Source organism: Thermocoleostomius sinensis A174 (assembly GCF_026802175.1).
Classification (GTDB): Bacteria; Cyanobacteriota; Cyanobacteriia; order Elainellales; family Elainellaceae; genus Thermocoleostomius; species Thermocoleostomius sinensis.
In genome coordinates this window covers 1,340,171-1,359,739 of sequence record NZ_CP113797.1, presented here as the reverse complement: position 1 = coordinate 1,359,739, position 19,569 = coordinate 1,340,171, and the positions used below count along the sequence as shown (strand labels likewise).

Sequence of the window (19,569 nt, the reverse complement as noted above, 5' to 3'; positions counted from 1 at the left end):
CAACTAGTGAACCAATCCCGCTCGCAATGCCACCACTGCCGCTTGTACCCGATCGTCTACAGCCAGTTTGTTCATAATGCTGCGAATGTGGGCTTTTACCGTACTGGGGCTGAGGTAAAGCACCGCAGCAATCTCAGAATTGGTGCATCCGTCTACAATTAACTTCAGCACTTCTAATTCTCGGTTAGATAGATTAGTGGGGGCGGGATTGGAAACAGGCGGCTTGAGATGATTCAATACGCGCCGTGCTATTTGTGGATCAAGGTAACTGCCGCCATCGTGAATGCAACTGATTGCCATTAATAGCGTTTCGGGATCGCTGCCTTTGATGCAATAAGCATCCGCTCCACTGGATAGAGCGGCGATCGTCTCTCGCTCAGTTTTGTGAGAGGTCAGCATCAAAATTCGCACTTGGGGTTGAGCCATCTTAATTTGCAGAGTTGCAGCAATTCCATCTAGCTGCGGCAACCCAATGTCCATAATGATCAAATCTGGTTGAAGCGCATGAGCCGCATCGATCGCAGAATAACCATCTGCGGCTTGCCCGATCACTTGCAAAGCCGAATAACCAGAAAGAAAGTGTTCTAACCCCATCTGCATCACCGGATCGTCTTCGACAAGTAAGATCCGTAGGCTGGGGAGGTTTGAATGCCTAGAACCATCGGAGATTGGAATTGAAGATGACATGAGACTAGATGAGAAGTAACAGTCTAGCGAGCTACGTCTATTGTCCTCTACTTCACTCTGAAAGCATCTCATTCCGTCTCTTAGCGTTGATTGCCGACTATCTGCCTGTTTATGGTGGGTTTTACAGGCTTCTTATTTAGAAGATGCCTATATGAAAGAGTGCAAGGTTTCGATAAGATAATAAAGCTTATTGTTCGGAAAATTGCTGCGGGAGGTTGTCTGATGCTAACCCTTAAGATTGTGGTTTATATTGTCGTTGCCTTCTTCATTGGTTTATTTGTGTTTGGCTTCTTGTCAAATGACCCGTCTCGTAACCCAAAGCGACGGGATCTTGAATAGCATCGCCCGATAAGAATTCTTCAGGTTACAACCTGGGCATTCAATTCGCAGTTTAACCATTAATTTTTTAGGGGTGGAGCATGGCTTGGAGGTGTGAGGAACAAAATTCTTGCACCTAAGTCTATCTTGTCGATAGATGCTGCAAGTTAATTGTACCCGTGCCCGCTCCTTATCTCGCCCTGCCCTTCTCTTGCGGACGGACAAAGGCCTGAGTTTGGGCTACCCGCTTGTATTAAGTATGTCTGTTGTATGCCCTATCCGGTTCTGCCGCCCGATCCTCCTCCAGTTATCAGATCAGTGCCTGGAGATCTCAATGCTGATACGATCGCCATCTCCAATCATGAGGTGCCAGAGTATGCGTCTGCTGAGGCAATTGAGACTTTTGAGACTTTCGCAGTCAGCAGTAAATTATTGACACCTCTGCTCGCGAATCATCCGTTGGTTCATCAATCTGAAACCTGGGCAGACTCTTTAGGAGAGCCACTAGAAATTGGTCTACCAACCACCGAACCAAGTACACCCACTCAATTCGCTCCTCAAACCGCAGATACTCGTTCTCAGGAAGATGCGCTAGGCCAGACTGGTGTACCTACGGCTGAATTTGCTCCGACTCCATCTGAACCATTCTCATCGGCTGTTCCCGCTGCTGCTTTCCCTGAGTTGAACAGCGAGCTATATTTCGCCACGTCAGCCCTCGATTCAGGGGGGGGGACGATGCAGGTAGCTGCTGAAGAGGACGGAACTGACGCGGCACCGTTGCCAGGGTCAGAACTGCTGGTTCCACCGCTCATTCCTGATGCTTCACCTCCTGATGAGCCAAGTGAGACCCTGTTGGAAACGACTCCACTCGATCGTCCCGGTGATACACCCGATTCCCCCCTAGACAATGTGCCCGGCACTGCCCCAGACGCTGTTCCTCCACCGCCTGCTCCAGTTGATCCAATCGCGGCTCAGGATGTGATCGAACTCGATGCCGATCGACAAACTTATAACGAACAACAGCAGGTATTTCAAGCAGACGGCAATGTAGAACTGCGATTTCGAGGAGCAGTGCTCAATTCCGATCGCCTATTTGTTAATATCCCTAATCGCATTGCTGTTGCCGAAGGAAATGCCATTCTGACGCGAGGAGAGCAAGTTCTGCAAGGCGATCGAATTGAGTATAACTTGGTACAAAATCAGGGCTTAATTCAAAATGCCAGGGGTGAACTCTTTTTACCTTCTATTGCCGACGATACGGCTGCTGATGCTCCGTCAGCCGGGGCAACCGAGCCGTTGCCACCTTTTCAGGTAATTCAAGGGCTACCTGGGTTGTCGTTTGGGTTAAATACGCCCAACCAACTCAGCGGTTCTGCAAGAACTCAAGGGCAACTTAGCCGATTACGCTATGAAGCCGATGACATTGAATTCATGGGGGCCGTTTGGCAAGCGAGCAATGTTCGCATTACCAACGATCCGTTTTCACCGCCGGAGTTGGAACTGCGATCGAACCGGGTCACTGTTACACCCTTGGGGCCCGGACGCACCGAAATTCGCGCTCGCAATCCGCGTTTGGTGTTTGATCAAGGGTTTTCCTTACCTTTACTGCAAGAACGACTGGTTATCGACAACCGTGAACGCAATCCAGGCTTGTTCAGTATTGGGTTTGATGAGCGCGATCGAGGCGGCTTATTCATTGAGCGAGGCTTTGACTTCACGATCGGCAATGTGGGGTTGCTAACTCTAACCCCGCAAATCCTCGTACAGCGAGGATTTGATGAAGGCTTTGGCAATTTAGATAGCTACGGTTTAATTGCAAGGCTGACGGCAAACCCCACACCCACAACCGCAGTTCGTGCCAATGCCATTTTTACAACCTTGGATTTAGGAGATTTTGAGGATACATTCCGGGGCAGCCTGCGGGTACAGCAACAAGTAGTGGCCAATCATACGCTGTCGCTGGAATACAGCTATCGCGATCGGCTCTTTAACGGTTCACTGGGGTTCCAAAATGTGCAATCCAGTCTAGGGCTGGTGGTGACATCTCCCAATGTTCCGTTGGGAAATACTGGTATCAACCTCAACTATCAAGCGGGCGTACAGTTGATTAATGCCAATGCCAACAATGCGCGGTTGAATGATCCTGACATTATTGATCTGCTGAATTTTAATGAAGACGGTAGCCGCGACAACAACCGCATTGATTTGGCACGGTATCAGGTAAGTGCCGCACTGAATCGCTTTTTTCCGCTATGGTCTGGAACCCCGCTGCCCCGCACCCCAGATCAAGGATTACGGTATACCCCTGAGCCAGTGGTGCCATTTTTGGGGCTAAATATTGGCGCACGTGGCGTTCTGAGTGCTTACAGTAATGGAGAGACTCAATCGGTTTTTACCGGATCAATTGGAATTTCAGGGCAATTTGGTCAGTTCTCGCGCCCCTTTTTGGATTACACCGGGTTCAGCCTTGCCTATTCCTATAATGCAGTAGGCGGAGAAACTCCGTTTGATTTCGATCGGGTCAATGACATCCAAGTTTTGTCTTTGGGATTAACCCAACAAATTTATGGCCCTTTCCGGTTAGGTATACGCTCGACCTTGTATCTAGAGAGCCAAACCGATCGAGAAAATGATGCTGACACCACCTTTACCCTGGAGTACAGCCGCCGAACCTACTCAATCTCAGTGAGTTACAGTCCGCAACGACAATCTGGAGCGATCGGTTTCCGCATCAATGACTTCAACTGGGTGGGCGATCCAGGCCCGTTTTCCACTGGCTTAGGGGCCGCCAGTGAACTAGATGGGCGGCGCATCCCTGGTGACTAGTCAGCTAACTCATTGTGGCTTACCGTTGTGGCTGCTTGGGCAATAAGTCCGGACACTTTTATCCCACCGCCTAAACCAGATCATCAAGTCCATCGTTTTGAGACGCTATCCCATTGCTGCTATGCTTGTAACCCAATTTCCCAAAAGAAGCCGGAGGCAGCAAGTTGCGGTCTTCAAACGACTGCATGAAGGAGTTATCTTCCGTATCCGATTGAGTCGATAAGACATTACAACAATCTAAGCGCTCAATCAGTTTCTTCATGCCGCCCATCCAGCACCACCAACCTGTCAGCGGAAATACTGGCAGATGACCGTAAGGAGCACTGTTCAACGAGTAGCCAGACTCTGCTGGTTTAGCGGCAAAAATATTTCTTTCATAATCAACCCAAGAATTGTTGCTGCGCCAACCTACAAATTGCCCAAACTGTTCGACATCGCCTTCTACAACCCGCCAAATTTGAGATTGTACGCTAAAGCCAAACCGTCCGGCACTGTGAGTCATCCAAAATTCATCGATCGTTTGCAAGTCGCGGCACGGGCAAAAGCTAATATCTCGACGAGTCAAGTGCCAACCTTGCTCTTTCCATCCTCGCACTAACACTTCAAATAGCTGCGATCGATTAACGTAACCTGTTGGTTCCAGGTCAGTCTTGTTGGGAAAGGGAGCAAGCTCCAGAATGCGGTGGAGGACATGTTTATCCTTTTCTGCCAATCGACGAGAGATACCAATCGCCTCTGCTAATTCAAAGCGATCGGAGATTGTAAGCCATTTAAACAGTGCATTGACTTCGGCATGGGTAAACCGTCCCGTTGACGGTAATTCAAGCATTGAAGACTTTTTGAGCGGCGCTCGTTGCCTCTCCTCGAAGACGAGGCGCTCCGATACAGCTAATGTCTCCAATAACTTTAGCCGTGCGGACGTATCAGAAAGTTGGAACAGCGTGGCGATGCCATTTCCACTGAGATATCCCGATGCCACCATTGATTCAATGCGCCCAGAAGCCTCCAGCAGTTTCAGCAACGTTTCGTAGTTGGCTGTCTTCCAGTCCTTCGCCCTTAACAAAGCCCACAGTGTACTGTAATCAACATTGCGCTCCGAGAAGCCATTCATGCCACTGCTCCCAATACCCACAAATTTGTGACTGAGCCTCAAAGGGATCTGAAGCCCTGCTTCATGAATACACCCAATTCAAGAATCAGTCAGGACAGTATATCAAGTGGGGTAAAGGATGACGGACAAATTTATGACTTAGGACAATCTCAGGTGGCTGAAGCCCGAAGCAGATAAACTGGGCGCACAAAGCTGTCCTAATCATCTTTCGGGACTACTTTAAAATGATTTTGTCGATCGTTTCTGATGAATGAGAGAGGTTGCTGTGTCTTTTGCCAAGTATATTGAGCAGACTGATCCGCCCCGTCCTGCGAGAGAAACGCTACCTACTATGTATGATTTACCTAGCGAGAACCCAGAGGAACCGGGCTTGCCTGACGAATTTCATGATTTTCAACCTGAGCTACTGCGAATTACGTTTCAGCCTCCAACTCATCTGCCGGAACAGGTATTTAGTGCCAGCGACATGAATCTTTATTATGATGTCCGTTATCCTAACCGCTACAAGCGATCGGACTGGTTTGGTGTGGTAGGTGTCGAGGCTCTATGAAGGTCGAGATTTACGTCTTAGTTACGTCATTTGGCAAGAGGGAATCAGCCCGTTTGTGGTGGTTGAATTACTTTCACCCGGTACAGAAGATGAGGATTTAGGACGAACTGAGCGAGAAGTTAACCAACCACCTACAAAATGGCAGGTTTATGAGCAGTTTTTGCGAATTCCTTACTATGTCATCTTCAGCCGGTATACTGAGCGTCTACAAGTTTCTACCTTGCAAGCAGAACATTATCAAGAACTTAATTTGAATGAGCCTAAAGTTTGGATGCCGGAGCTTGGCTTAGGCTTAGGGCTGTGGCAAGGAGACTATGCCGGGATTCATCGACTCTGGTTGCACTGGTACGATGCGAAAGGAAAGTGGATTTCAACGGAGGCAGAACAAGAACGCCAGCGAGCAGAACGGTTGGCAGAACGCTTAAGAGAATTAGGTATTAACCCAGATGACGATACTTGATTCTGATAATTTTTTGGTTCAGTCCAAATATTTTGCGAACGGCGGGTGCAAACTAGTTCCGTTGGGCATATCCGAATCCTGCGGGTCTGCACATGTAGCCTGTTTCCAGCTTGCTTGCCAACGGTCGTACCAAGCGGTGTCAGAGAGGACGATCGCCAATATCAGACTCATTGTGATTTTTTAGGAATTTTGTCAATTAGCAAGCTAGAGAACGAGGATTGCCACATTAAATTCCTGTTGCTTGCCTCCGCAGGCACATATAAGGGTAGCAGAACGCCCCAGTTCTGCTACGGATCTATACATCTTGTAGGACGAACGATCGAGCTTCTTTCGGTTTGACGTATACCTGCTGATTGGGTTCTAAATCAAGCTGCTTAAACGCTTCACGCGACAGATGGACCGTAAACGTTTGGCCGTCCTCGATCGTCAGTTCAGCTTGAATTTCCCAACCCAAGTGAATCACACGATTAACCACAGCCGGAACGCTATTTTCGCTAGGAGTGACTTCAACTAAGATATCATGAGGCCGCAGAAACACATGATCTCCACTAGCTTGATACCCGGCTTGACGAAAAATCGACGCATGGCTAGGCAATACGTTGACCGGGCCAATGAAACTCATGACAAACGGTGAAGCCGGATGGTCGTATAACTCCGCCGCACTACCCACTTGTTCCACCCGTCCGTGATTCATTACTACCAATTCATCCGAGACTTCCATTGCCTCTTCTTGATCGTGGGTGACAAATACTGTTGTCACATGCACCGTGTCATGCAATCGCCGTAGCCAACTGCGTAAATCTTTGCGCACCTTGGCATCTAACGCCCCAAACGGCTCATCTAAGAGCAACACTTGTGGTTCTAGCGCTAACGCTCTAGCCAACGCCACCCGTTGTCGTTGTCCTCCCGATAGCTGCGAAGGATAGCGATCGCCCAGCCCTTTCAGTTGCACCAACTCAATCAATTCTTCGACCCGATTGGCAATTCTGGCTTTGGGAGTTTTGTGAATCTCCAGTCCAAAGGCGATGTTTTTACGCACCGTCAGGTGCTTGAACAGAGCATAGTGCTGAAACACAAAGCCAATGCGGCGGTCTTGGACGCTTTGATGAGTGGCGTCGCGTCCGGTTAGGTAGATTCTGCCGCTGTCGGGTTGCTCTAACCCGGCAATCAACCGCAACAAAGTAGACTTTCCTGAGCCAGACGGGCCCAACAGCGCTACCAGTGATCCGGTCTTCACCTCAATGCTGACCTGATCCACCGCCTTAAAATCCCCAAATCCCTTCGACACGTTATCAACTAGAATTCCCATGCTGTCAATGCTCCACGTATTAGGTTGCTGCCGATCATGACTTAATCAACGATAAGTCGATCAAGTTATAGTACTTTTATTGCAACTTCGAGTATTATAGTTGCAATCATCGGTAAGTCGATCAATTTTTTGTAATTTTGATAATCTGACGACTCCGCTGGTTTTGGGTAAATTCACGGCAGAGTTTTCAAACTGTGAGGCAACGGTAAATGCGTAAAATGCGTAGATTCAGGTTTCGTTTGCGATCGGTCAAAGGATTTTTCTCATTATTTCTGGTTGGCTTAGGATTGTGCTTTGCTTTGGCAGGCTGCAACACCGCTCCTGCGGATACTGCCTCATCGGGTGATGCCGCTAGCCCAGCTCAAGGAGAAACGGTCAACCTGACGCTAGTTTCGTATGCTGTTACCCAAGCGGCCTACGAGCAAATCATTCCTAAGTTCGCTCAGAAGTGGCAAGCAGACCATAACCAAGAGGTTGTGTTTGACCAAAGCTATGGAGGGTCCGGTTCGCAAACGCGGGCAGTCATTGACGGGCTGGAAGCTGATGTGGTGGCGCTGGCGCTGGCGCTGGATACCAAGAAGATTGAAGATGCCGGACTGATTGAAACTGGATGGGAGAAGGAATTGCCCAACGACAGTATTGTCCATAAGTCGGTGGCGGTGCTGGTGACGCGCGAAGGCAACCCCAAGGGCATTCAGGGCTGGCAAGATCTGGCTCAAGATGATGTACAGGTAGTGACCGCCAATCCAAAAACCTCTGGCGGGGCACGCTGGAACTTTATGGCGCTGTGGGGATCGGTGACTGAAAATGGAGGGGATGATGTCCAAGCTGAGGCATTTACCACGCAGGTGTTTGAGAATGTGCCAGTCCTACCCAAAGATGCGCGAGAAGCGACTGATGTGTTCTTTAAGCAAGGCCAGGGCGATGTGTTGATTAACTATGAGAATGAAGCAATTTTAGCCAAACAGAAGGGGGAAGGATTGCCCTTTATGGTGCCCACTGATGTGAATATTTCGATCGACAATCCAGTCGCCGTTGTTGATGCCAATGTTGATAAGCACGGCACTCGGGAAGTGGCAGAAGCGTTTGTAGCGTTTCTGTTTACTCCCGAAGCCCAAGAAGAATTTGCCAAGGTGGGATTCCGTCCGGTGGATGAGACGATCGCCCAGCAGTTTGCCGACCAGTACCCCAAAGTAAACAAGCTGTTCACGGTACAAGACATGGGCGGTTGGGACGAGGTGCAAACGCGGTTTTTCGACGATGGAGCGAAGTTTGATGAGATTTTGGCTAAGGTAGGAGCCGCCTAGCGTTTGTGTAGAAATACAGATCATTCAGGTTCGTTTCAGATTCTCCTGAATTTAGAGTGATAGGACAGACAACGTGTTTCAAGTTTCCAAGAAGATTATCTTTTTAATCACCTAGTTTAGAAGAATCTGATTCTAAAACAGTCCGAATTAGTTTCGCACTAACGATTTCACACTTATCTGCAATTACTTTTAACGTTTAAGGTGAGAGATGGTAACACCCCTGACGACTCGAACAGGAGTTGCACCCAAAAAACAATCGCGCCGCTTTTCTCGTCCTTCGATTCCCTGGAGTATCACGCTTGGATATCTGTTTGTGATGCTATTGGTTCCCACGATCGCTCTGTTTCTGAAAGCTTTTACGCTTAGTTGGCCCGATATTTGGCGAATTGCCACTAGTCCAACCGCGTTGTCTGCCTATGATGTCACGTTCACTACAGCATTAGCTGCTGCAATCGTGGATGGATTCGCAGGACTAATCATCGCCTGGGTCTTAGTGCGCTACACGTTTCCCCTCAAGCGCCTTGTCGATGCGGCGATCGATCTACCGTTTGCGTTACCCACTGCCGTGGCTGGTCTAACGTTGGCCACTGTCTACAGCGAAAATGGCTGGATTGGATCGTTGGTTGCTCCCCTTGGTATCAAGATTGCCTTTACGCGCTTGGGAGTGTTCGTGGCGATGGTGTTTATTTCACTGCCATTCATTGTGCGAACGGTGCAGCCAGTGCTTCAAGAAGTGGAGCCGGAAATTGAAGAGGCGGCTTGGTCGCTGGGGGCGTCGAGTTGGCAAACCTTTTGGCGGGTGTTGTTACCTCCTCTGATGCCAGCAGTGCTGACAGGCGTGGCGTTGGGATTTGCCCGTGCGGTGGGGGAATATGGCTCGATCGTGATTGTGGCCTCGAATATTCCATTTCAGGATCTGATTGCTCCAGTGTTAATTTTTCAGCGCTTAGAACAGTACGACTATGCAGGAGCCACGGTGATTGGCATGGTCATGCTACTGGTTTCGTTGGTGATGTTATTTGCGATCAATCTATTACAAGCGTGGGGAAGACGGTATGACACTTGATACGGTTAGGGATACGGTCACTGTGGGGCAACGTTCTTACACTTCCCTGCCTCCATCGGCTGCTAAATCTCAATCGCACTGTTGGGTGAAAGTGGCGTTAATCGCATTCACGTTTATATTTCTGGGATTGATTTTATTTATTCCCGCGCTGAATGTGTTCGTACAAGCTTTTAGTGGTGGACTCGATGGATTTTTTTCAACTTTCAAGAGCCGCGCGTTTCTCAACGCCGTCAAGTTGACGCTCTTGATGGCGGTCATTGCTGTGCCGCTGAATACCGTGTTTGGCTTATGTGCGGCTTGGGTGATTGCCCGCAACAAATTTCCCGGACGCGCGTTGTTGATTAGCATCATTGATTTGCCCTTTTCGGTGTCTCCAGTCGTGGCGGGTTTGATGTTAGTGTTGCTGTATGGTCGGAATGGCTGGTTCGGGCCCTTGCTGAATGCGATCGATGTCAAAATCATCTTTGCAGTACCGGGAATGGTGCTGGCAACAGCGTTTGTGTCAATGCCGTTTGTGGCACGAGAGGTGATTCCAGTCCTGGAAGAGATGGGAGCGGATCAAGAAGAAGCCGCAAAAACACTGGGCGCTTCCGAGTGGCAAACCTTTTGGCGCGTCACGTTGCCCTCGATTCGCTGGGGCTTGTTGTACGGAGTGATTTTGACCAACGCTAGAGCCATGGGGGAGTTTGGGGCCGTGGCGGTCGTATCCGGCAGCATTATGGGTCGAACTCAAACGTTGCCTCTGTATGTTGAAGAAGCCTACAAGCAGTACCACACTCAGTCTGCCTATACTGCTGCGGTGCTACTCGCCTGTTTGGCAGTCGTTACGTTAGTGGGTAAAGCACTGTTGGAACGAAAGACGACTCATCGATCGAGTCAGTAATACTCCGGTGAATTATTAACAAAGACCGACTGCCTAAGTTGGTCTTTTTGTAAACATAGATTTTAAAAAAAGTAAAGCTACGTCACTTTATTCTCAATTTACCCTTCAATGAATCGCAGAACTTTAAAGGTTTCTTGAAGTCACTCGTGAATTCACGTAAAGCTTGAATCAAAAATCGAAGTTGAAATCACACTAGAGTTTTCAAGTGTTACTCTATAATCAATAAAACATTTTCAGCTTCTACAAAGCTAACGATTGCTTACATTGCCTATAAAATAACACTGCACAATAGCGTAGCCAAGGACGATTGATCATGCCTAAACAAAATTCTATCCAATCGATTTTCCTGGTTCTAGCTCATCAGCCTTTGTTGAAAGGAAAGCTTTTGGCAGTGTACAAGTTGGTACTACAGACGGTCTATGCTGTTAGAATTCCTGGTGGGTTAACTCCCCCGTGAACAACGGAATATCAGCCTAGATTTTCAAATATTCAGGAAGTTCAAAGTATTTTTTCAATAACCCAACGATACTTGGGTTTTAGAAGAATCAATTCGATGCAGCTTTCGCCTGGGTTTCTATCAATTGAGCTTTCGCCCTACACTGCTGCATGACAGAAAGTGTTCTTCAATGATACGTCTTCTTGCACTCGAAGGGGCTATTTCTGATAAATCATCTGATCAAAGCTTGCTGGAAGCATTAGAAGCATTAAAGGTTAACGGAAGAACTGTTTTCTATTCCTTCTCTGTTGTTCTTTGCTTCATAAGCATATCTACAGCTTTGTTAGATAGGTTGTTTGGAAACATGCTCTAATCTACGCTTGCTATTCAGCGCTAGCAAAGTTTTGCGTCAATGGTTTCAGCCATTTTCTGTGTCATTCAATATTGACGGAAAGATCATAAAAATCTTCACTGCTTCATCCAAATAGCAGTCAAATTTTCATTGATTACTTCGATTTGAATTCCGAATTTTAGCGTTTAACGGAGGCCTATATCATGGCATTATCTCTGGATTACTCCAACTTGATTCATCGTCAGCAAAAGACCGCCATTTTAATGGCTTTGTTTGGGGCGATTCCGCTGTCGATCGGCAAAAACCTGCGGCAGCAATTCTATCGTCTGATTCTAGGCAAGTTAGATCGAGACGTAGACATCGAGCCTGCGGTGCAACTGGTGTGTGCACAGTCGATTGAACTGGGGTATGGAGTCAGCATTTGCCGTCATGCGTTACTTAACTGCTGGGACGCTGGCAGTAAGCTGATTCTTCACGATAAGGTCAGGCTAGATCAAGGCGTTCACATTCAAGCGATCGGCGGCACGATTACTATTGGCAAGCATACCTATATTGGGCCCTATGTCTGCATGGCAGGTCCCGGTAATATTCACATCGGTCAAAACTGTTTGATTGCTTCCGGTAGCGGCATTTATGCTAACAATCATATTTTTGATAATCCTACCCGTCCTATCAATCAACAAGGAGTTCGCTGTGAAGGTATTGTCATCGAGGATGATTGCTGGCTGGGATCAGGAGTTCGTGTCCTGGACGGTGTGACGATTGGTGAAGGAAGTGTCATTGGAGCCGGGGCTGTCGTAACAAAAGATATTCCTCCCTATTCTGTGGCGGTGGGGGTTCCCGCTAAAGTCGTTTCTAAACGAGGCGCTAGGCAACGCTTTCAAGCCTCAGTTGGTGTAGAGATGGAGGTTTAGGGAAGTAAAAGGAACAGAGTGATTGGCAAGTTACCGTGATGGAAATGCAGCCTACGACACTCCAAATTAATGCCAAACCCACTAAAATACTGAGTTTGGCTAATGGAATCCAACTTTTTGCACTAACAACTTGCATCAGTTGAGCAAGTTGCTCAGGAGAAGAGATCTGTTCCAGCGACTCTTGACGAAAATTGCTGCTCTTAGAATCATTCGCTATCGCTCTACCCGTAAATGAGAGTCTAAAGATATGGTCTGTTTGTGCTAGTTGTGGTATCTGAATGCGAGACCTGATTATGCGATCGTCCATGGTGCTACATTCGACTGCTGCCAATTCCTAAGCGTTTTAACAGCCAGGTAAAGCGGTTGGCTCCTTGAGACATTTGGTGCAACTCATCTAGATTCAATTCGTCTTCATCAGTGTCTTTTGAAGTCATCCCCCGTGGATGGGTACTGTTGCGTGCCCCATAGCCCAATCGCTCCATAACACTGTGCAGTAAATCCAGCACATCTGAGGATATGAACCGATGAGTGGACAAGAGCAACCAAAAACGGACGAGCAGCTTGAGAATGTATCTGGTGGTTTAAGCGATCGGTTTCAAGGCGCTCGTGATCAAACCATCAATCGCCTCAGTTATGGTTGATAAATTTCTGCTGAAATTCCTTCCGCTGCAAGCTGTTGCAGCAACTCTTGAGCATTCTCTTGATTATTGAAAACGCCAAGCTGCACACTGGCCCCTGCCGCAAAATTGCGTACATAGGCATCGGGCACAGCTTCACGAGCCTGCTGCAAACTGGAATCGCCGCTGTAAGGGGCGACAACATAATAGATTCCAGCAGATTGGGCTGATGTCGCTCCAGTTCCTGATGAATCGATCGAATGTTGATAGGCGGGGGCTGTAGCGACATCCGGATCTCTAGTGTCAGTCGGAGTCGGCAAGGCGGGTGGCGATACCGCAATCGGGGCAGTGGAGTTCGCGGATTCTACGATCGGCGGCTCAGGTGCAACATAGATAGGTGCAGATGCAGGGGCAGACTCTATCAATGGCAAGGATTCAGAGATACCTGCCGGGGCAGACTCAGTAGGGGATTCCAACCCCGAATTTGGGGCAACAGGAGCAGAATCTAGTGTCGTTGGCGGGGGAGCAACGGTAGGAGTTAGGACAGAATGCCCAGAATTTGTTGTAGGCGGCAATGGCGATCGGTGTTCTTGATGGCTAGGAAGAGTGCTGAGGTTGTTCACATTCAAATCAACAAACTCGTCGGCCGCTAGATTGGGCGAGTCAGGAATCAGCGGTGAAGCAAACGGCTCCGAACCACTGCTCATCCGATCGGACTGGCTAGCTGGCTTAGACGACCACAGGAAATCGAGACTAGACGGATGCATAATGACGTAACCCAAGGTGGCACTTGAAAGCAGCACCAGCGCCATAGACCCAACACCAAGCGGAGTTAATAATGAATCGAGTAAATTTGCTTCCTGGCGAGATTGTTGCTGAGCCGATTCTTCGACAATGCTTCTCAGTAATTCTTCATTCGATCGTAAATAATCCTCTGCTGTTGAATTAAAGCCGGCCTCAAAATCGTCGGAATTAAATGTCGATTCAAACTCTGATGCTGGTGCCACATTGACTGGGTTTGGATTTGCCGCTGCTTGGATTAACTCTTCCCAGTCGGGATCAACGGAATCAAATGAAGCCGCCGCCAAGGGTACGTCAGTTGGAGGGGTTTCCGGTTGAAAGGTTGTGCCTTGAGGCGTTGTCGAATGCTGAGATAACCCCGCTGCCAACGCTTCTGGCAGTTCCATTGACTGCGGGGCGATCGATTCAGGTGGTTCCGGCACAGGATTCGCAGTAACAGAACTGCGGACACCATCGTTAGAAACCTGAGCATTTAAATCATCTTCTAGATCTAACTCATCTAGTGTAGCTGTCTGCTGCAAACGACTCATGACATTCTGCACCGACGTGCCACGGGTAAAGGGAAGCTGAAGCGATCGAGACTGAGGGGGTGTCTGCGCAGAGACGATCGGCGGTTGCCAAACAGGAATCTGCTCTGGTTCTGCCTGTCTAGCTTGACGATAGCGTTGCCGGCGATAGCGAATTAACTCCTCGTTTAGTTCAATATCCAAACTGTCTAATGCTGCTTGCAGGACTGGATGCAGACCAACCCAAGCCAGATTAGCCGTGGCGGTTTGAGAGAAAAGAGTGGAGGAACCTTTCGACATTTTCAGAACTCCTGCTAATCGATGCGGCGAGGTGATGTCAGTGTGATGTCAGTAAAGACGTGATCAATGCATTGATTGAAGATTTATTGATGAAGGGGAACTATTTAGGTAAAGCTTCCGCTAACCTAAACCGTAGCCATCTCCTCATTGGTAAAGTCTGGCGAGAATTTGAATAGGCAACCATACAATAGCTCAGATGTGATTATATGTAGCGTCAATTTCAAAAAAACTTTCTTCTAGACTCTATACTCAGCCTATTTTTTTGGTTTAAAGCTATATCCTTAAACCTGACTTATCTTGATTCTTGCTTTTGCTCTATGCCCTTCTCGTCCCTTCAGCAAGTTCTCGGTGGCTTTGAAGACCACAACCATTGGCAGAAGCGTAAACAGTTTCGCCAGCTTTTGCAGTGTTGGAGTGATGTTGTCGGTAGTGTGGTGGCGGCTCAAACTCAGCCAGTTAGTATTCAACGCCAAGTTCTTCAAGTGGCAACCTCTAGCGCGGTATGGGCCCAGAACCTGGCATTTGAACGGCAGCGGATTTTAGAAAAGCTGAATACTCGTCTTTCCTATCAAATTACCGATATTCGATTCTCCACGGCCTGCTGGCGACGAGAAACCTACACAACCAGTTCAGAATCTTCTATCCTATGGCAGGAGCATCCCAGTCGAATTTCGATCGCCTCGGTACACCCCGTTTCCCTGTCCCCCTCTATCTGTGACCCACAAACCGCTTTTCAACGTTGGTCTGCTATCGTTCGCGATCGCTCGCGCCATTTGCCCACTTGCCCTCGCTGCCAATGCCCCACCCCCCCCGGAGAATTGCAACGCTGGTCAGTTTGCGCCGTTTGTGCCGTTAAGAAGAAAGGATAAACCCTAACCCGACCCCCGACTTCCCATTCCTCACTCCCCACTATGAATTTTCTGTCGATTGTCTACGGATTATTCCTCATCAGTATTCTCGGCATCTATTGGTCGGTCGAAGGACGATCGCTGCGACTATGGGTGCTGGTCATTGCCAGTTTGGTGTTCTACAGTTCGCTGCAAATTCAGTATGTGCCGATGCTGATGATGATCACTTTGGTGACATACTATGTGGGGCGGGCGATCGGTGCACCCATGGATTGGCGCATTGAGAACGATCGCTGGCAGTTTGCTCAACAAGATTGGGATCGGCGGCGGTTGAAGTTGTTGTGGGTAGGAATTATTCTCAACCTGCTGCTGTTGGTTGGCTTTAAGTACGTACCGTTTTTGTTAGAGACGATCGGCGGCGGCTTGCAGTGGACACTGGCCGAAACTCATGCCGACTGGATTCGCGCCAACATTATCGCGCCACTAGGGCTAAGTTTCTTTAGTTTTGAGTGCATTGCCTACCTAGTAGACGTGTATCGCGGTGCACCCGCCACGAAAAGCTTCCTAAGATTTTCTGCCTATAAGCTGTTCTTTCCCAAACTCATTTCAGGGCCTATCACCCGCTTTCATCCCTTTGCCACGCAAATCCAAACGTTGAAGTTTCCCGCCGCGAGTCAACTCACCGAGGGACTGTGGCTGATTGCGTGCGGAGCAGTAAAAAAGCTGCTGATTGCCGATCATCTGGGAACGGTCGTGGATTTAATTTTTGGAAATGTGGAGCGGGCTGGCAGTGGGGATCTGTGGCTAGCGACCTTTGCCTATGGCTTTCAGCTTTACCTAGATTTCAGTGGCTATGTAGATGTAGCAAGAGGGAGTGCTTTGTTGTTGGGGTTTGACTTGCCGCAAAACTTTAACTTCCCCTACCTTTGTACCAACATTGCCGATTTTTGGCGACGCTGGCATATGACTTTGGGCGAGTGGATTCGTAATTATCTCTATTTTCCATTGGGAGGGTCGCGCCAAGGGCTGTTGCGCACGTGTCTCAATTTGCTCATTGTTATGTTAATTACCGGTATTTGGCATGGAGCAGCGTGGGGGTTTGTGGTTTGGGGTGGGTTGCATGGACTGGCGATGGTTCTACATCGCCTCACGGATGCCTTGTCTAAACGGTGGCAACTTTTACAGGGGTGGTGGCATTCTGTCCCTGGTGTGTTGCTGGCGTGGATGTTGACCCAAGCGATGGTGTTCACCACTTGGATCTTCTTTCGCCTACCCGATCTGCGCGAGTCTGGGCGCGTGGTGCAACGCTTGTTTGGGCACACCGCCGATGTGCAATTTGCGCAAAAGGTTTATGTGGAGACGCTGCAAACCGATCGCCTGCACTTGGCGTTGTTGTTGGGGCTGCTCCTGGTCGCTATGACGATCGCTTACTTTATCCACCGGCATCTGAAGCTACAACTGCACCTATCGATCAAGATGCTGCTGATTCCCATTTGTTTGTTTGCCGCTTGGCTACTAGCTCCCAACGAAGCCCCACCCTATATTTACTTTGATTTCTAGAGTTGCTATCAAGGAAAGGCTATTTTTCGCATAGGGCTGGTTGCTAGTGCCGTAAAATGTAGGTCTGGCTACAAAGCTGTATACCCTTATTTCTGCAATTGCTATGACTAAGACGGCATGGGTGTTTCCAGGACAAGGTTCGCAGGCAATCGGTATGGGTGCTGATCTGTATGAATTCCCTGAAGCCCAATCCAAGTTTGAGCAAGCTGAACAAATATTGGGCTGGTCTGTGCCGGCGGTTTGCCAAGACGAAGGCGATAAGGTCTCCAAAACCCTCTACACCCAGCCTTGTCTGTATGTGATCGAAAGCATCTTAGCTGATCTGATGTGGGAGCAAGGGCAACGTCCTGAATTAATGACAGGGCATAGTTTAGGTGAATTTGTGGCGCTCTATGCTGCTAAAGTATTTGATTTTGAAACTGGACTGCGGCTGGTGAAACGTCGGGCCGAGTTGATGGATGCTGCCTCGGAAGGGATCATGGCGGCTCTGTTGGGGTTCGATCGCGACCAGCTAGAGCAACAAATTTCCCAAACTCCAGACGTGGTATTGGCAAACGACAATAATGCCGGACAGGTGGTGATTTCGGGAACCGAGGCAGCGGTGGAATCTGTCTTGGCTAATGTTAAATCCAGACGGGCCGTGAAGCTCAACGTCAGTGGCGCGTTTCACTCTCCACTGATGTCCGCAGCGGCGACAGAATTTCAACAAGCGCTAGAAGCTATTACCTTTCGAGCGGCTCACGTACCCATTCTATCTAATGTTGATCCCACTCCCGTCACCGAAGGTATTGTGCTCAAAGATCGATTGATTCGCCAAATGACAGGATCGGTGCGCTGGCGCGAAATCACCCTGCAATTGGCTGACAAAGGCATCGATCGCATTATCGAAATTGGCCCAGGCAAAGTCCTCACAGGCATCATCAGACGCACCTGCCCCGATATCGCGTTAGAAAACGTGAGTAGCCTAGCGGAAATACCGGGAAGGGAAGATAGTTGAAATCGCTGGGGTTGAGGGTGGTTCTTGTCAGCAGTGAGTTGGTGGAAAGGGATGTAGAGGAAGCATTATCCATAATTCGGCAGGCTAGCCCTCATCCCCTAACCCCTGCTTCGCGCGCCCTTCGGTCTACTCCCAAGCCAGGAGAAGGGGGATCAGAAGGTTCGGCTCCCCTCGCCCCGAGAGGGCGAGGGGCTGGGGGTGTGGAAGTCCCTCGCTTTAGCAAAATCGCCCGATCGTACCTGCTCCACATTGGCAACCTGGACTGGAAACAGATCAACTCGGATATTTTCGGCTCGATGATTCAGTCCATTGCCGAAGATGAGGAACGCGGCGCGTTGGGGATGCACTACACCAGCGTGCCCAACATCCTCAAGGTGTTGAATCCATTGTTTTTGGACGATCTGCGGGCACAGCTAGAAGCTGCCGGAGACACAACCCACGCAAGCTACTGAACCTGCGGCAACGGCTGGCTCGGATTCGCGTCTTTGACCCGGACTGTGTGTCGGGCAATTTTTTGGTGATTGCCTACAAGGAACTGCGGGCCATTGAAGCCGAAATCAACCGCCGCCGGGGAGAACCCGATCGCCGTTCCGAGATTCCCCTCACTAACTTTCGCGGCATTGAAATTCGCCACTTTGCTTGTGAGATTGCCCGCTTGGCGTTGATCATTGCCGAGTATCAGTGCGATGTGCTGTACCGGGGGCAGCGGTTGGCGTTGGCGGAGTTTTTGCCCCTGAAGAATGAGAACTGGATTACCTGTGGCAATGCCCTGCGGTTGAATTGGTTGAGTTTGTGTCCACCGACGGGGACGGGGGTGAAGCTAGTGGCTGATGATTTGTTTAGTACACCCTTGGAGCAGACGGAGATTGATTTTGAAAACGAGGGGGCGAAACCTATATTTGCGGCAATCCACCCTATTTGGGTTCGACCTGGCAATCGGCAGAGCAAAAGGATGATTCGAAGCTGGTATCTGGGGGACGAACGAAAACCTGGAAGTCGCTGGATTATGTGGCCGGTTGGTTCATGAAGGCGGCGGATTACGACACCCAGACCCCATCGGCAGCCGCATTTGTGGCAACGAATTCGATTTGTCAGGGGCAGCAGGTGCCGATTTTGTGGCCCTTGATTTTTGTCACAGGGCATGAGATTGCCTTTGCCCATACCAGCTTTAAGTGGGCGAATCTGGCGAGTCATAATGCCGGGGTCACGGTGGTGATTGTGGGCATCTCGGATCACATGGGGAAAGTACGGCGGTTGTTTGCGGTGGAAGAGACTGGGGAAACGGTTGTTAAGGAAGTTGAGAATATCAATGCGTATTTGGTGGCTGGAGCTAATGTTGTTATTGAAAAATGCTTATTACCAGATGATGGCAGATTTCCAGTTGAGGCAGGTGGGAAGCCAGTCGAAGGTGGAAATCTCTTAATTTAGTAGCAGTGAAGCACACCACCTTACTCAGAAATACCCAGCAGCTAATAAGTTCATCAAACGTGCATATGGTTCAAGTGAATACATTCGTGGAGATGTTCGATACTGTATTTGGGTTGCTGATGAAGATAGTTCTGAAGCCTTTAAGACGTGAGAGGTTATCTGTGAGCATCTAGAGTAATCTGCGACGGCTCATCTCAATCGATCTGCAATATTAGTCGAAAAATCAGGGAATCCTGTAGATCAAGATCTCGATTTGATTCTTCGTTCATCCATCCGGCTAAACACTCTCAGCA

General features: G+C 49.0%; 15 protein-coding genes and 2 pseudogenes. 11 read left to right on the top strand and 6 right to left on the bottom strand.

Annotated elements, in window-relative coordinates; all coding sequences use genetic code 11:
* Positions 1-3 precede the first annotated feature (3 nt).
* On the bottom strand, positions 4-687 hold the full coding sequence (locus tag OXH18_RS05900) for a response regulator (protein ID WP_268611508.1): 684 nt from the start codon (positions 685-687) through the stop codon (positions 4-6).
* A 222-nt stretch (positions 688-909) separates the two neighbouring features.
* Between OXH18_RS05900 and OXH18_RS05895 the strand changes: the two genes are divergently transcribed.
* A complete protein-coding gene (locus tag OXH18_RS05895) occupies positions 910-1,026 on the top strand; it encodes a photosystem II reaction center protein I (RefSeq protein ID WP_268611507.1) in 117 nt (38 codons plus the stop codon).
* Positions 1,027-1,275: 249 nt separating this feature from the next.
* Positions 1,276-3,831, top strand: a complete 2,556-nt coding sequence (locus OXH18_RS05890; RefSeq protein ID WP_268611506.1) for a DUF3769 domain-containing protein — start codon at positions 1,276-1,278, stop codon at positions 3,829-3,831.
* Between the two features lie 70 nt (positions 3,832-3,901).
* Here OXH18_RS05890 and OXH18_RS05885 read toward each other — a convergent pair whose 3' ends face one another.
* Positions 3,902-4,942: a GUN4 domain-containing protein gene (locus OXH18_RS05885; protein ID WP_268611504.1), complete on the bottom strand. Its 1,041-nt coding sequence runs from the start codon at positions 4,940-4,942 to the stop codon at positions 3,902-3,904.
* 250 nt (positions 4,943-5,192) lie between these two features.
* Between OXH18_RS05885 and OXH18_RS25295 the strand changes: the two are divergent.
* Positions 5,193-5,952, top strand: a pseudogene (locus tag OXH18_RS25295) (Uma2 family endonuclease).
* Between the two features lie 18 nt (positions 5,953-5,970).
* Here the strand turns inward: OXH18_RS25295 and OXH18_RS05875 are convergent.
* Positions 5,971-6,123 carry a hypothetical protein gene (locus OXH18_RS05875; RefSeq protein ID WP_268611503.1) on the bottom strand — a complete coding sequence of 51 codons (153 nt, stop codon included), beginning with the start codon at positions 6,121-6,123 and terminating at the stop codon, positions 5,971-5,973.
* A gap of 124 nt (positions 6,124-6,247) precedes the next feature.
* Positions 6,248-7,261, bottom strand: a complete 1,014-nt coding sequence (locus OXH18_RS05870) for a sulfate/molybdate ABC transporter ATP-binding protein (RefSeq protein WP_268611502.1) — start codon at positions 7,259-7,261, stop codon at positions 6,248-6,250.
* A gap of 218 nt (positions 7,262-7,479) precedes the next feature.
* Here OXH18_RS05870 and OXH18_RS05865 point away from each other — a divergent pair, with 218 nt between their 5' ends.
* The 4 genes from OXH18_RS05865 (at position 7,480) to OXH18_RS25175 (ending at position 12,219) form a co-directional block, all read left to right on the top strand.
* Positions 7,480-8,568, top strand: coding sequence for a sulfate ABC transporter substrate-binding protein (locus OXH18_RS05865; protein ID WP_268611500.1), 1,089 nt, complete (start codon positions 7,480-7,482; stop codon positions 8,566-8,568).
* A gap of 208 nt (positions 8,569-8,776) precedes the next feature.
* A complete protein-coding gene (cysT, locus tag OXH18_RS05860) occupies positions 8,777-9,634 on the top strand; it encodes a sulfate ABC transporter permease subunit CysT (RefSeq protein ID WP_268611499.1) in 858 nt (285 codons plus the stop codon).
* A complete protein-coding gene (cysW, locus tag OXH18_RS05855; RefSeq protein WP_268611498.1) occupies positions 9,624-10,517 on the top strand; it encodes a sulfate ABC transporter permease subunit CysW in 894 nt (297 codons plus the stop codon). The genes cysT and cysW overlap by 11 nt, the downstream gene beginning before the upstream one ends.
* Positions 10,518-11,508: 991 nt before the next feature.
* Positions 11,509-12,219 (top strand): acyltransferase, encoded by a 711-nt coding sequence (locus OXH18_RS25175; protein WP_290428439.1) that lies wholly within the window; start codon positions 11,509-11,511, stop codon positions 12,217-12,219.
* Between the two features lie 311 nt (positions 12,220-12,530).
* Here the strand turns inward: OXH18_RS25175 and OXH18_RS05845 are convergent, their stop codons facing one another.
* The gene (locus OXH18_RS05845; RefSeq protein WP_268611497.1) at positions 12,531-12,725 is read right to left on the bottom strand and encodes an amino acid kinase family protein; all 195 of its coding nucleotides are present in this window, start codon (positions 12,723-12,725) and stop codon (positions 12,531-12,533) included.
* A gap of 125 nt (positions 12,726-12,850) precedes the next feature.
* Positions 12,851-14,443, bottom strand: coding sequence for an SPOR domain-containing protein (locus OXH18_RS05840; protein ID WP_268611496.1), 1,593 nt, complete (start codon positions 14,441-14,443; stop codon positions 12,851-12,853).
* A 317-nt stretch (positions 14,444-14,760) separates the two neighbouring features.
* Between OXH18_RS05840 and OXH18_RS05835 the strand changes: the two genes are divergently transcribed.
* The 4 genes and pseudogenes from OXH18_RS05835 to OXH18_RS25290 form a co-directional block, all read left to right on the top strand.
* Positions 14,761-15,312, top strand: a complete 552-nt coding sequence (locus OXH18_RS05835; protein WP_268611495.1) for a DUF721 domain-containing protein — start codon at positions 14,761-14,763, stop codon at positions 15,310-15,312.
* Between the two features lie 42 nt (positions 15,313-15,354).
* Positions 15,355-16,851: an MBOAT family O-acyltransferase gene (locus tag OXH18_RS05830; protein WP_268611494.1), complete on the top strand. Its 1,497-nt coding sequence runs from the start codon at positions 15,355-15,357 to the stop codon at positions 16,849-16,851.
* Positions 16,852-16,954: 103 nt separating this feature from the next.
* Positions 16,955-17,848 (top strand): ACP S-malonyltransferase, encoded by an 894-nt coding sequence (gene fabD / locus OXH18_RS05825; RefSeq protein WP_268611492.1) that lies wholly within the window; start codon positions 16,955-16,957, stop codon positions 17,846-17,848.
* A 191-nt stretch (positions 17,849-18,039) separates the two neighbouring features.
* A pseudogene (locus OXH18_RS25290) lies at positions 18,040-19,415 on the top strand (class I SAM-dependent DNA methyltransferase); the annotation flags it as partial.
* Between the last annotated feature and the right edge of the window lie 154 nt (positions 19,416-19,569).